This window comes from Stappia sp. TSB10P1A, assembly GCF_900185725.1.
Lineage (GTDB): Bacteria > Pseudomonadota > Alphaproteobacteria > Rhizobiales > Stappiaceae > Stappia.
On sequence record NZ_FYAU01000002.1, the window covers coordinates 1 to 12876 of the forward strand.

Sequence of the window (12876 nt, forward strand, 5' to 3'; positions counted from 1 at the left end):
GACGCGCCGCGGCCGCTGGCCGGCGACCGCCGCGAGGGCCCGCGCGCCGACACGCCGCGCAGCCGCCGCGAGGACCTGGCGGAGGATCTGGCCGAGGACCTGCGCGCCGACATGCGAGCCGCCGCTCCCGCCGAGGCGGATGCGGACGAGGCCGGCGCCAAGGGCGGCGGCAGGCTGTTTTCCGCCGGTGGCCGCCGCGCCGTGATGCTGGCCGCCGCCGCCGTCATCATCGCCGTCGGCGCCCTGCAGATCTTCAAGCTGGTCTCGCCGGGTGACCGCGACGTTGCGGCGCTCGCCTCTCCGCCGGCCATCGAGACGACGGCCGAGGCCCCCGCCGCCATCGCCGCCGACAAGCCGGCTGCGCAGATCGCGAGCGCCGAGGTGCTGGCGCGCGCGGCAACCGAGACATCGCCACCGAACGAGACGCCCGCTGCCCGTAGCGCCATGCCGCAGGCCGAGGCGCCCGCCGACGCGGACAGGCCGGCGGCGGCGGACGGCAGCGGCATTGCCGGCGAGCCGACGCCCGATTTCGCCTTCGCGCCTCCCGCACTGTCGGGCGACGGGTTTTCGGCCGCGCCCGGCGCGCTTGCCGCGCCGCTTCCCGGGTCGCAATTCCAGGCGCCGGGCAGCGCTCCGGCCTCGCTCGACATCGCGGCGCTGCCGCCCGCTTCGGTGCCGGGCGCTGCCATCGGCGGCATCCCCGCGGAAGCCGGCCCGATCGCGCTGCGCCAGGCGGCGGCCAGCGGCGATCCGGCCGCGCTCTTCGCCATCGCCGTCAACTACACGGAAGGCACCGGCGTGCAGCCGGACCTGAAACTGGCTGCCAGCTACTATCGCAAGGCCGCCGATGCAGGCCTTGCCCCCGCCCAGTACCGTCTCGGCAGCCTCTACGAGAAGGGGCGCGGGGTGGAGAAGAACCTGGAGACGGCGCGCGACTGGTATCGCCGCGCCGCCGAGCAGGGCAACGCCAAGGCCGCGCACAACCTCGCCGTGCTCTATGCCGAGGGACCGTCCGGCACGCCGGAGTTCAACGACGCCGCCTACTGGTTCAAGAAGGCCGCCAATTTCGGCCTGGCCGACAGCCAGTACAATCTCGGCATCCTCTATGCCCGGGGGCTCGGCCTCGAGAAGAACCTGGTGGAAAGCTACAAGTGGTTCGCCCTTGCCGCGCGCCAGGGCGACCGGGACGCCGGCAACAAGCGCGACGAACTGGCCAACATGCTCTCGCGCGAGCAACTGGCCGAGGCGCGCATCGCCGTCGAGACCTGGAAGGAAGCGCCCCGCGCCATGTCGGCCAACCAGGTGGAGTTCAACCCGGCCTGGAGCGTGCCGGCGGAGACCGAGGCCCCGCGCGCCAGCGTTGCGGCCGACCCGCGCGAACTGGTGATGAGCGTGCAGAAGCTGCTGGCCGAGCGGGGCTACGATCCGGGCACGCCGGACGGCCAGGCCGGACCGCGCACCCGAGAGGCGGTGCGCGCGTTCCAGGAGGCCAGCGGCCTGCCGGTGACCGGCACGATCTCGCCGGAACTGGTGAAGGCGCTGGCCGGGGAATCGATCTGATCCGGCACCTCCCGCCGCATCCAGGCGGGAGACCGGACGGGGACGGGAAAGGGTGCGGCGCGCTTTTGCCCGTTTCACGTTGACACAAGGGAAGGTCGCAGGCTTTATCCTCTGGAAAAGCATGGGCTTCCGGGGGGCTGCGCGTTTGCCTGCCACGGGCAGCGGACGCAGCGGGTCATTTCGTCAATCTTCACGCCGCCGGTCGGGGACGGGCGGCCAATCCGCCGGTGTGCCGTGCAAGTTTACCTGCCCATCGCCGAATTGCCGATCAACATGTTCATGGTGTTCGGGATGGGCGGCGCCGTGGGGTTCCTGTCGGGCCTGTTCGGCATCGGCGGCGGCTTCCTGCTCACCCCGCTGCTGATCTTCTCAGGCATACCGCCGGCCATCTCCGTCGCCACCGTCGCCAGCCAGATCGTCGCCTCGTCGACCTCCGGGGTCGTCGCCTATTGGCGGCGCCAGATGATCGACTTCAAGCTCGCCTGGGTGCTGCTGATCGGCGGTGTGCTGGGCTCGGCGTTCGGCGTCTGGCTGTTCGGCATCCTGCAGACGGTCGGCCAGCTCGACCTTGTCATCTCGCTGTCCTACGTCACCTTCCTCAGCACCATCGGCGGGCTGATGCTGTTCGAGTCGCTGCGCGCCATGGCCCGGCGGCGCTCGGGCGCCATCGTGACGGCGCGCCGGCCCGGCCAGCACAACTGGGTGCACGGCCTGCCGCTGAAGATGCGGTTCTACCGCTCGCGCCTCTATGTCAGCGTCATCCCGATCATCGGGCTCGGCGCGATCATCGGCTTCCTCGGCGCGGTGCTCGGCATCGGCGGCGGCTTCATGATGGTGCCGGCGCTGATCTATCTTCTGCGGGTGCCGACCAACATCGTCATCGGCACCTCGCTGCTGCAGGTCCTGGTGACCATGGCGGCGGCGACCGTGCTGCATGCGATGTCGACCCAGTCGGTCGATATCGTGCTGGCCTTGCTGCTGATGGTCGGCGGCGTCATCGGCGCCCAGTTCGGCGCGCGCATGGGCCAGAAGCTGCGCGGCGACCAGTTGCGCCTGCTGCTGGCGCTGCTGGTGCTGAGCGTCGGTGTCCGCTTCGCGGTGAACCTGCTGGTCGAGCCCGACGAGCTCTATGCGGTCGATGCGGCCCCGATCCTGGAGCCGGCGAAATGACCGGCCGCCGCCTCGCCCTGCCGCGCTTCGTCCTGCGCCTGGTTCCTGCGCTTGCAGTGCTGGCGGCGGCGCTGGCGCTGGCGGGCGGCGCCGTGCGGGCGGAGAGCCTGGTCTCGGCCCTGTCGGCCGATGTGGTGCGCATCGAGTCCAACTATACCGGTACCAACATCGTCGTCTTCGGCGAGATCGCCCGCGACGCGGCGACCGTCGGCCGGCCGGATGCCTACGACATCGCGGTGATCGTCTCCGGTCCGGAAACCGATGTCACGACCCGCCGCAAGGGGCGCTTTCTCGGCATCTGGGTGAACCGGGATTCGGAGGTCTTCGCCGACGTGCCGAGCTTCCTCGCCGTGCACACGACCCGGCCCGCCCATGAACTGGCGCCGCGTCCGCTGCTGGAGGAGCACCGCATCGGCCTGCGCTACCTCAACCTGCGGATCGCGCGCGCCTCCAATGTGCCGATCGGCGACCGCAGCAATTTCCGCGCCGCCTTCCTGCGCCTGCGCCTTGCCAGCGGGCTTTATGCGGAACGCTATGGCGTCATCGATTTCCTGAGCGAGTCGCTGTTCCGCACGTCGGTGCCGCTGCCGGCCAACATCCCGGTCGGCGACTACAGGGTGACGGTCTATCTGCTGCAGGGCGGTACCCTGCTGGCCGAGCAGGAACTGCCGCTGCGCGTCGCCAAGACCGGCTTCGAGCAGCACACCCACTGGTTCGCGCACCAGTATTCGGCGGCCTACGGCCTGCTGGCCGTGCTGCTGGCGGTGTTCACCGGCTGGCTGGCCGGAGTGATCTTCCGCCGCGATTGACGCGTATCCGCAGACAGGTGCCTTGAGCATATTCTCGTCGTTCAGGTCTTTCCACCTGATCGATAAGAAAGCGCTCTAGGGCAACGCGAATGTGCGGAGGCGAACGTGGCAGGGAGCAAACCCGATCTCACCCGCTTTGCGGCCCAGCCAGGTCCGGCCGTCGCCGTGCGGCTCGGCTATGCCGGGCTGCTCCCCTTCGTCTTCGGGGCCGCCTATCTCGGCCTTTCGGCCATTCCGGGCACCGAACTCCCGTTCGCCCGGACGGTCGCCTACGCCACCGCTGTCTATGGCGCGGTCATCCTGTCGTTTCTCGGCGGAGTGCGCTGGGGGATCGCAATGGCGGGGCGTCAGCGCGGCATGCGGGAATTCGCATATTCCGTGCTGCCGTCGCTGGTGGGATGGGTCGCCGCCCTGCTGCCGCCGGTGGTGGCGATGGCGGTGCTGGCAGGCGGCTTCCTGATGCAGGGGGGCGGAGACCAGAGAGCCGCGGCCAAAGGGGCACTGCCGCTATGGTACGCCGCCTTGCGACGGCGGCTGAGCGTGGCGGTGACGCTGTCCCTGCTGGTCGCGGCTGCCGGCCTGCTGCTCGGCGGCATTGCGTAACCGCTCAGTCGGCGACGAGGCGGGTGGCGGTGAAGGGGTAGAGCCGGCCTTCGCCGAGCATGAAGACCGAGAATTCGCGGGCCGGGAAATACGGCCCCCAAGCCTCGTCGAGGACGTTGAGGCCGCCGGTGAAGACGCCGAAGGCGGGCAGCACCAGCCGGGTGCCGTCGGTGGCGAAGCACGGCCGGCGCACGCTGCGGCCATAGCGGCGGATGCGGGCGGCCGGGTGCAGATGTCCGGCGATCTCGCCCAGCGGCGAGTCGCCGTGAGGTTCGTGGCGGAAGACAAGCCCGCCGAGCGCGACCTCGTCCACCGTCTCGCCGCACAGGCCGACCGGGGCGATGGGGTCGTGATTGCCGGTCACCCAGATCCACTCCCGCCCGAGCTGCAATGTCGTCAGCATCGCCCGGTAGGCGACCGGAAGCCGGTCGGAGCCTTCCCGGTCGTGGAAGCTGTCGCCGAGGGCGATCACCCGCGTCGGCTGGAAGGCATCGATGGCCTCGGCCAGTTTTTCCAGCGTCGCGGCCGTGTCGTAGGGGGGAAGCATCAGCCCCTTGCGGGCGAAGGAGGAGCCTTTCTCGAAGTGCAGATCGGCGACGACGAGCGTGTGCTCGTCCGGCCACCACATGGCACCGCTGTCGTGAAGGCCGACGATTTCGCCCGCGATGGAGATGTCGTGACACACGGGTGCAAAGCGTCGCGCTTCGTTGCGGGCAAGAAACGGCCTCACTCCATAGCCTCCTTGACCAGATCGCCAGCGGCCCCTGCGAGAAGCGCTTCCTGCGCCTCGCCGAACACGGGTTCCTTGCCGATCTCCAGCATCACCGGAACGGCAAGCGGCGAAACCCGCGCAAGCGGAGTATGCGCGATTCGCCCCCGAATTCGGGCAAGAAGTTCGCCCAATCTGGAGATATCCAGAAGTCCTGTCGCCGCGTCCGCGAAGGTCGCCTGCAGCAGGATGTGGTCCGGCTCGTGCCGACGCAGCACGTCATAGATCAGATCGGCGGAGACCGTAACCTGCCGGCCGCTCTTTTCCTGGCCCGGATGGCGCCGCTCGATCAGCCCGGCGATCACCGCGCAGGTGCGGAAGGTGCGCTTCATCAGGCTCGATTCCGCCAGCCAGGCGTCGAGATCGTCGCCCAGCATGTCCTCGTCGAAAAGCTGGTCGAGCGACAATTGGCCGCGTGCGATCAGGGCGTCGAGATCGGCCAGCCCCCACACGGCCAGCGCGTAGTCATTGGCGACGAACCCCATGGGTTGGGCGCCGATCCGCTCCAGCCGCCGGGTCAGCAGCATGCCGAGCGTCTGGTGGGCGAGCCGCCCCTCGAACGGATAGCAGACGAGATAGTGCTTGTCCGCGCGCGGGAAGGTCTCGACCAGCAGCCCGTAGGGCTGCGGCAGGGCCGAGCGCAGCTTCTGGATCTCCAGCCACTCGCGCACCTGGTCCGGCAACTCCCGCCAGCTCGCCGGGTCGGCGAGCATCGCCCGCACCCCGGCGGCGAGATAGGTGGAGAGCGGAAACTTGCCGCCCTGGTAGGACGGGATCTTCGGCGCCTCGGCGCGGGCGCGCGAGACATAGGCCTCGTTCTCGCGCAGGCCCTCGAAACGCAGGATCTCGCCGGCGAAGAGGAAGGTGTCGCCGAGGGCGAGCTGTTCGACGAACCATTCCTCGATCTCGCCGAGCATGCGCCCGCCGCGGCCGATCGGCGTGCGCCGGCCTTCCGACTTCGAGCGCACCAGGCGGACCTTGAGCATCGGCGCCTCGACGATGGTGCCGACATTGAGCCGGTATTGCTGGGCGACCTTGGGGTGCGACAGGCGAAAGCGCCCGTCCGGCTGCCGCTTCAGCCTTGCGTAGCGGTCATAGGTCCTGAGCGCATAGCCGCCGGTGGCGACGAAATCGACCACCTGCTCGAAGCGCTCCCAGGAAAGGTCGCGATAGGTCTCGGCCGAGCGGATCTCGTCGAACAGCTCCAGCGGGTCGAACGGGCCGGCGCAGGCGCAGCCGAGCACGTGCTGGGCAAGCACGTCGAGCGCGCCCTTGCGCAAGGGGGGCGTGTCCTGCTTGCCGGCGCGCGAGGCATCGAGCGCGGCCTTGCACTCCAGCACCTCGAACCGGTTGGCCGGCACCAGGATGGCGCGCGAGGGCTCGTCCATGCGGTGATTGGCGCGGCCGATGCGCTGGGCAAGGCGGCTTGCCCCCTTGGGCGCGCCGACATTGATGACGAGATCGACATCGCCCCAGTCGATGCCAAGGTCGAGCGAGGAGGTGCAGACGATGGCGCGCAGGGCGCCGGAGGCCATCGCCGCCTCGACCTTGCGCCGCTGGCCGACATCGAGCGAGCCGTGATGCAGGGCGATCGGCAGGTTGTCCTCGTTGGCGTGCCACAGCGCCTGGAACAGCATTTCCGCCTGCGAGCGCGTGTTGACGAAGACCAGCGAGGTCCGGTGCCGCGCGATGATCCGGTAGATGTCGGGCACCGCATGGCGGGCCGAGTGTCCCGACCAGGGCAGCCGCTCGTCGCTGTCGAGGATGGTGATGTCGGGCTCGGCCCCGCCCGCCACCGTGACGAGGTCGGAGAGCGCGCGGGGCGCGCCCTCGCGCTGCGGCACCAGCCAGGCGCGCAGGTCGTCCGGCTCGGCAACGGTCGCCGACAGGCCGATTGAGCGCAGGGACGGGGCGATCCGGCGCAGCGCCGCAAGCCCGAGGGCAAGCAGGTCGCCGCGCTTGGAGGTGACCAGCGCATGCAATTCGTCGAGGATCACCGTGTCGACGCTAGCCAGTATCTCGCGCCCCTGCGCATCCGACAGCAGCAGAGCGATCTGCTCCGGCGTCGTCAGCAGGATGTCGGGCGGGACCTGTTTCTGCCGCTGCCGCTTGTGCGCGGGCGTGTCGCCGGTGCGGGTCTCGATGCGGATGTCGAGGCCGATCCCGGCGACGGGAGCCTCCAGGTTGCGGGCGATATCCACCGCCAGCGCCTTCAGCGGCGAGATATAGAGCGTGTGGACGCCTTGCCGCGCGCCGGCCGAGCCGGGCTTGCGGCGCGGGCGCTGCGACAGGGCGACGAGGCTGGGCAGGAAGCCGGCCAGCGTCTTGCCGGCGCCGGTCGGGGCGATCAGGAGCACCGAGTGCCGCGTGCGCGCGGTTTCCAGAAGCTCGAGCTGATGCGCGCGCGGGCTCCAGCCGCGGCTTTCGAACCAGCGGGAGAAACGTTCCGGCAGCAGGGGCGGCGCGGTGGCATCCATCGGCTTCAGAGATAGTTGTTCCGTGTCTGTTCGTCGAGCCACGATCCATTCCCAACCGGCCCGAACGCCCCTACATAGGAAAGATGATGCGTGAGGCTTCCTCTTCCGCCGGGACCGCCGGTGGCGACGTGCTGACCCTGACGGCGGAAGGGCTCTACTGTCCGGCCGGCGGGTTTCACATCGACCCGGTGCGTCCCGTCGAGCGCGCGCTGGTGACCCATGGCCATGCCGACCATGCGCGCCCGGGCAATGGCGCCGTCTTGGCCTCGCGCGAGACGCTGGACATCATGGCGATCCGCTATGGCGAGGACTTCGCCGGCAGGCGCCAGCAAGCCCGGCCGGGCGAGGTCCTGCGCATCGGCGAGGTGCGCGTCTCCTTTCATCCGGCCGGCCATGTGCTCGGCTCCATGCAGGTGAGGATCGAGACGGCGCAGGGCATGCGCACCGTCGTCTCCGGCGACTACAAGCGCCAGGCCGACCCGACCTGCGCCCCCTTCGAACTGCTGGCCTGCGAGGTCTTCGTCACCGAGGCGACCTTCGGCCTGCCGGTGTTCCGTCATCCGCCGGCCGCCGAGGAGATCGGCAAGCTGCTGAAGAGCCTGTCGCTGTTTCCGGAGCGGACGCATCTCGTCGGCGCCTATTCGCTGGGCAAGGCGCAGCGGGTGATTGCCGAACTGCGCGCTGCCGGTTACGGGCGCACGATCTACCTGCACGGGGCGCTGGAGCGGCTTTGTGCCTATTATCAGGCGCAAGGGATCGACCTCGGCAGCCTCGAGCCGGTCGGGCGGCAGGCGAAGGAACTGGCCGGAGAGATCGTGCTGTGCCCGCCGGGGCAGCTTGCCGACCGCTGGGCCCGGCGCTTCGGCGACCCGGTGACGGCGGTGGCCAGCGGCTGGGTGCGGGTGCGGGCGCGCGCCCGCCAGCGCGGCGCCGAACTGCCGCTGGTGATCTCCGATCATGCGGACTGGGACGGCCTGCGGGAGACGGTGGCGCAGACCGGGGCCGGCGAGATATGGGTTACGCATGGCGCCGAGGACGCTCTCGTCCACTGGTGCCGGCAGCAGGGGCTGGCCGCCCGTCCGCTCAACCTCCTCGGCTATGGCGACGAGGGCGATGCGGCGGAGCCGGCAGGCAAGGGCAAGGCGGCGGAAACGGCCGCCGGGATCGGGAGCGAGACATGAGCGAAGAGCAGCGGGAACCGGACGGTCTGGCGGAGCCGGACGAGGGTTACGACGAGGATCTTCTCGATCTGTTCGACGACTATCGCGAGTCCTTCGAGGACTACGACGCGGAAGGGGTGGCCGACTGCTTCGCCTATCCGGCGGTGATCTGGCAGTTCGGCAAGGGCAATGTCTTCCAGGACGAGGAGGAACTGCTCGAGAATATCGAGACGCTGTTCGCCGCGCTGGAAAAGGAAGGGGTGGTGACCTCGGCCTTCGACATTCTCTCCGCCCATGTGGAGGGCGATGCCGCCATGGCGACGCTCACCTGGACCCAGTCGGACGCCGACGGCGAGCCGGTGATCGAGTTCACCTGCCACTACCATCTGATCTATGACGGCGATGCCTGGCGCATCGCCATGATCGTCAACGAGCCCTGAGGCGCTCCGGCGAGGGACGATGCAGCGTTTCGCCGCCCTGCTGGACAGGCTGTCCTTCGAGCCGCGCCGGTCCGCCAAGCTCGCGCTGATGGCGGACTATTTCCGCAGCGAGAGCGATCCGGCGCGGGGCCTGGCGCTCGCCGCGCTGACCGGCGGTCTCAGCTTCCGCCATGCCAAGCCGGCGATGCTGCGGGCGCTGGTGGCCGAGCGGGTCGATCCGCATCTGTTCGAGCTCTCCTACGACTTCGTCGGCGACCTTTCGGAGACCATCGCGCTGATCTGGCCGGCGGCGGAAGGTGGGGAGATCGCGCCGCCGGAATTGCCCGAGGTGGTGCAGCGGCTGCAGCAGGCCGGGCGCGGCGAGGCGCCCGGCATGATCGCCGGATGGCTCGATGCGCTCGACGAGACCGGCCGCTGGGCGCTGCTGAAGCTGGTGACCGGGGGCCTGCGCGTCGGCGTCTCCGCGCGCCTTGCCAAGACGGCGGTCGCCGCGCTCGGCCCATTGCAGGCGGACGATATCGAACAGGTCTGGCATGGGATGTCGCCGCCCTATGACGGCCTGTTCGCCTGGGCGCTGGGCGAGGGGGAGCCGCCGCAAACCGACGATCCGGTGCCGTTCCGCCCGGCGATGCTGGCGCATCCGCTGGAGCCGCGCGACATCGAGGCGCTGGATACGGCCGACTTCGCAGCCGAGTGGAAATGGGACGGCATCCGCGTGCAGGCCGCCGCGTCGAAGGGGCAGGACGGGCGCCTGCGCCGGCGGCTCTACAGCCGGACGGGCGACGACATTTCGGCCGCCTTTCCGGATCTGGTGGAGACGCTCGACTTCGATGCCGCGCTCGACGGCGAACTGCTGGTGGTGATCGACGGCATCGCCCAGAGCTTCAACGCCCTGCAGCAGCGCCTCAACCGCAAGACCGTCTCGGCGAAGCTGATGCGCGAACTGCCGGCGGCGATCCGGGCCTATGATCTGCTGGCGCTCGGCGGCGAAGATCTGCGCGAGCGGCCCTTCCGCGAGCGCCGGGCGCTGCTGGAGCGGTTTCTCGGGCAACTTGACCATCCGCGCATCGATCTGTCGCCGCTGGTGCCCTCGCCGGACTGGGAGGCATTGGCCAAAGCCCGCGAGGCGCCGGCCGACCATCACGAGGGCGAGGATGCGGCGGCGATCGAAGGCCTGATGCTGAAGCGCTGGGACGCAGCCTATGTGCCGGGCCGGCCCAAGGGCCAGTGGTACAAGTGGAAGCGCGACCCCTTCCGCGTCGATGCGGTGCTGATGTATGCGCAGCGCGGCCACGGCAAGCGTTCCTCCTATTATTCCGACTACACGTTCGGGGTCTGGCGGGAGGGGGAGGAGGGGGCCGAGCTCGTGCCGGTCGGCAAGGCCTATTTCGGCTTCACCGACGAGGAACTGCTGGAGATCGACCGCTTCGTGCGCCAGAACACGATCAACCGCTTCGGCCCGGTGCGCGAGGTTCGCCACGAGCCGCAGGCGGGGCTGGTGATCGAGGTCGCCTTCGAAGGGCTCAACCGCCCCCCCCGCCACAAGTCCGGCCTGGCGATGCGCTTTCCCCGCGTGGCGCGGCTGCGCTGGGACAAGCCGCCGGCGGAAGCCGACCGGATCGAGACGCTGCTGGCCCTGCTGCCGCAGGACGAGGTCTCTGCCGCAACTTGATATTCCCGCGGCGTGGCCCGAGGTCACTTGATTGCCGGACCGTCCCGTCGCAGGGTGCCTCGCAACGAGTCCCGAGCGAGGTCCGCAGCGCATGCAACGTGTCATCGACTATTACTACACCCACGCCTCTCCCTGGGCCTATCTGGGCCACACGACCTTTCTGGAGATGGCGGACAGGCTCGGCCATGCGGTGCGCTTTCGGCCGGTGTCGCTGGCTGCCGTCTTTCCCGAGAGCGGCGGCCTGCCGCTGGCCCGGCGCCACCCGATGCGACAGGCCTACCGGCTCATCGAACTGCAGCGCTGGCGCGCCCATCGCAAGCTGCCGCTGACGCTGCAGCCGGCGTATTTTCCGGTCAACCCGGAGCTAGCCGACAGGATTGCCGTGGCGCTGGCCGTCGATGGCGGGCCGGTTGCCGCCTATTCGCAGGCCGCGTTCGAAGCGCTGTGGGTGAACGAGAAGGACATTGCCGAGGAAGCGGTGCATGTCGAGATTCTCGCCGGCCTCGGGCTCGATCCGGAGCGGGTGATCGGCCAGGCGGGCGAGAAGACGACCGTCGAGCGCTATGAAGCGCACCATGCCCAGGCCCTTGCCGAGGGCGTGTTCGGGTCGCCGAGCTATGTGCTGAACGGCGAAGTGTTCTGGGGACAGGACCGGCTGGGCCTGCTGGAGGAGGCCCTGGAGAGCGGCCGGCCGCCCTTCGAACTGCCGTGATCGCGCGGCCTGCTGCCGCGCTTTCGCCATGCCGGTCCGCTACCACGCTACTCGGTTCCGACCCGCGGAGAGCGATATGAAGAGGATAGCATTCTGCCTGGCATTCGGTTTCGCCGTCAGTCCTCTTGTGGCGCTGGCGCAGTCCGGTGACCGGCCCGATGTCGACCCCGACCGCTACGTGCTGTCGCCGGCCGGCGACAGCTTCCTGCGGCTCGACCGCCAGAGCGGGCGCATCGCCCAATGCCTCAAGCGCGAGGAGGGCTGGCGCTGCGTTCTGGTGCCCGATGCCCAGATCGTTCTGGAACAGGAGATCGCGCGCCTGTCCGACGAGGTGGCGAGCCTGCGCGCGGAAAACCGGCGCCTGGCCGAAAAGGCCGGCGAGCCGGCGCTGGAGGAGGGCAAGCCACGCGCGGCCCCCGGCGGCAGCGGCAGACACGCCCTGACCCCGGAGGAGGAGAAGGAGATCGACCGGGCGATGGACTTCACCGAACGGGCGATGCGCCGCTTCTTCGGGCTGATGAAGACCCTGCGCGAGGAATATGACAGCTTCGCCCGATGAAGCGGCCGCGGAGGCGGCCGCGCCATCGTCGGGCCGTCATCTCTTCATCGCGTCCTTGACGATGGCGCCGCGCACCTGATCCTCGAGCCGGACGGCCCGCCGCGTCTTCAGGCTCATGGTCAGCGCGACCACGTCGCAGATCAGTGCCAGCCGGTTTGTGCGCGCCTCGAACAGATAGTGGCGGAACGAGAAGGTCGAGGCCGCCGCGCCGGTGACCCCGCTGAGCGTCATCACCGTGTCGCCGAGCTTCAGCGGGCTGGTCCAGACGAGCTTCATCTCGACGGCGACGCGGCCGAGGTCGCGCGCCTCGAGCCAGGCCTCGGTCATCGGCGTGCGGTTCCACAGATGCGGGGCGGCCTCGCTGAAGCAGGCGAGGGCAAAGGCGTCCTCGGCGCGTCCGTCCGGCCCGATATGGCGCGGCAGAACCGTCGCCCGATGGGTGAGGGCGCCGCCGGCGGCCTCGACCTGGCGGGCGGTGAGCGAGGTCGCCTCGGGCGTCGTCGCCAGGCCGCGCGGCAGGGCGGCATCGGGCATCGGCGCGGCGGCGGCGTCGAAGCGTTTGCGCAACTCGCGCGCCATCTGGTCTGATGGAGCATAGCCGTCGACCGCGGTTGCCGCGAGGGCACCGTCGATGGTGCGCCGCAATTCGTGCACCACCGTGAGCATGTAGGGGCCATCGAAGGCAATGTGGCTGGTCATGACCAGCGTGTCGCCGGAATAGAGTTCTGCGTGATAGCGCACATGCCGGGCGCGGCGGACGCCGGCGAGCGCGTCGCTCAAGCCCGTCAGCAGGCGAAACTGGCGGTCGGCCTCATCGAAGCGCGCCAGGTAGAACTGGACGTTGAGATGGTCGTTCTCATCGCATTCCCAGCAGTTCACGAAAGAAAACAATGTCTCGAAGGCAGGCATGATCGGCTCCTCGGGAGCATGTGGGACTGGATGGAA

General features: G+C 69.6%; 12 protein-coding genes. 9 read left to right on the forward strand and 3 right to left on the reverse strand.

All coding sequences use genetic code 11. From position 1 onward, the window contains the following. The 4 genes from TSB10P1A_RS00005 to TSB10P1A_RS00020 form a co-directional block, all read left to right on the forward strand. On the forward strand, positions 1-1560 hold a 1560-nt coding region (locus tag TSB10P1A_RS00005; protein ID WP_186385849.1), incomplete at its 5' end, for an SEL1-like repeat protein. A 234-nt stretch (positions 1561-1794) separates the two neighbouring features. Continuing rightward, a complete protein-coding gene (locus tag TSB10P1A_RS00010) occupies positions 1795-2730 on the forward strand; it encodes a sulfite exporter TauE/SafE family protein (protein WP_186385850.1) in 936 nt (311 codons plus the stop codon). Next, on the forward strand, positions 2727-3539 hold the full coding sequence (locus TSB10P1A_RS00015) for a TIGR02186 family protein (protein WP_186385851.1): 813 nt from the start codon (positions 2727-2729) through the stop codon (positions 3537-3539). Before TSB10P1A_RS00010 ends, TSB10P1A_RS00015 begins: the two co-directional genes overlap by 4 nt. 105 nt (positions 3540-3644) lie before the next feature. Next, positions 3645-4142, forward strand: a complete 498-nt coding sequence (locus TSB10P1A_RS00020) for a DUF3429 domain-containing protein (protein ID WP_186385852.1) — start codon at positions 3645-3647, stop codon at positions 4140-4142. Between the two features lie 4 nt (positions 4143-4146). On the opposite strand, the gene pdeM is transcribed toward TSB10P1A_RS00020, so the two are convergent. Both pdeM and TSB10P1A_RS00030 read right to left on the reverse strand, forming a co-directional pair. Beyond that, positions 4147-4872: a ligase-associated DNA damage response endonuclease PdeM gene (gene pdeM / locus TSB10P1A_RS00025; RefSeq protein WP_244292863.1), complete on the reverse strand. Its 726-nt coding sequence runs from the start codon at positions 4870-4872 to the stop codon at positions 4147-4149. After that, a complete protein-coding gene (locus TSB10P1A_RS00030) occupies positions 4869-7397 on the reverse strand; it encodes a ligase-associated DNA damage response DEXH box helicase (protein WP_186385895.1) in 2529 nt (842 codons plus the stop codon). Before TSB10P1A_RS00030 ends, pdeM begins: the two co-directional genes overlap by 4 nt. A gap of 77 nt (positions 7398-7474) precedes the next feature. On the opposite strand from TSB10P1A_RS00030, the gene TSB10P1A_RS00035 reads away from it, so the two are divergent. The 5 genes from TSB10P1A_RS00035 (at position 7475) to TSB10P1A_RS00055 (ending at position 11931) form a co-directional block, all read left to right on the forward strand. Next, the gene (locus TSB10P1A_RS00035; RefSeq protein WP_186385853.1) at positions 7475-8569 is read left to right on the forward strand and encodes a ligase-associated DNA damage response exonuclease; all 1095 of its coding nucleotides are present in this window, start codon (positions 7475-7477) and stop codon (positions 8567-8569) included. Continuing rightward, positions 8566-8988: a DUF4440 domain-containing protein gene (locus TSB10P1A_RS00040; RefSeq protein WP_186385854.1), complete on the forward strand. Its 423-nt coding sequence runs from the start codon at positions 8566-8568 to the stop codon at positions 8986-8988. Before TSB10P1A_RS00035 ends, TSB10P1A_RS00040 begins: the two co-directional genes overlap by 4 nt. 19 nt (positions 8989-9007) lie before the next feature. Continuing rightward, positions 9008-10660 carry a cisplatin damage response ATP-dependent DNA ligase gene (locus tag TSB10P1A_RS00045; RefSeq protein ID WP_186385855.1) on the forward strand — a complete coding sequence of 551 codons (1653 nt, stop codon included), beginning with the start codon at positions 9008-9010 and terminating at the stop codon, positions 10658-10660. Positions 10661-10751: 91 nt separating this feature from the next. Beyond that, positions 10752-11372 carry a 2-hydroxychromene-2-carboxylate isomerase gene (locus TSB10P1A_RS00050; RefSeq protein WP_186385856.1) on the forward strand — a complete coding sequence of 207 codons (621 nt, stop codon included), beginning with the start codon at positions 10752-10754 and terminating at the stop codon, positions 11370-11372. A gap of 76 nt (positions 11373-11448) precedes the next feature. Next, positions 11449-11931: a hypothetical protein gene (locus TSB10P1A_RS00055; protein ID WP_186385857.1), complete on the forward strand. Its 483-nt coding sequence runs from the start codon at positions 11449-11451 to the stop codon at positions 11929-11931. 36 nt (positions 11932-11967) lie between these two features. Here the strand turns inward: TSB10P1A_RS00055 and TSB10P1A_RS00060 are convergent, their stop codons facing one another. Continuing rightward, a complete protein-coding gene (locus tag TSB10P1A_RS00060) occupies positions 11968-12840 on the reverse strand; it encodes a thioesterase family protein (RefSeq protein WP_186385858.1) in 873 nt (290 codons plus the stop codon). Positions 12841-12876: the final 36 nt, after the last annotated feature.

Excerpts from the sequence above, each read along its gene's own strand:
- TSB10P1A_RS00055 (WP_186385857.1), top strand. The coding sequence starts at position 11,449 with ATGAAGAGGATAGCATTCTGCCTGGCATTCGGTTTCGCCGTCAGTCCT.
- TSB10P1A_RS00060 (WP_186385858.1), bottom strand. The coding sequence starts at position 12,840 with ATGCCTGCCTTCGAGACATTGTTTTCTTTCGTGAACTGCTGGGAATGC.
- TSB10P1A_RS00040 (WP_186385854.1), top strand. The coding sequence starts at position 8,566 with ATGAGCGAAGAGCAGCGGGAACCGGACGGTCTGGCGGAGCCGGACGAG.
- TSB10P1A_RS00035 (WP_186385853.1), top strand. The coding sequence starts at position 7,475 with ATGCGTGAGGCTTCCTCTTCCGCCGGGACCGCCGGTGGCGACGTGCTG.
- TSB10P1A_RS00045 (WP_186385855.1), top strand. The coding sequence starts at position 9,008 with ATGCAGCGTTTCGCCGCCCTGCTGGACAGGCTGTCCTTCGAGCCGCGC.
- TSB10P1A_RS00015 (WP_186385851.1), top strand. The coding sequence starts at position 2,727 with ATGACCGGCCGCCGCCTCGCCCTGCCGCGCTTCGTCCTGCGCCTGGTT.
- TSB10P1A_RS00050 (WP_186385856.1), top strand. The coding sequence starts at position 10,752 with ATGCAACGTGTCATCGACTATTACTACACCCACGCCTCTCCCTGGGCC.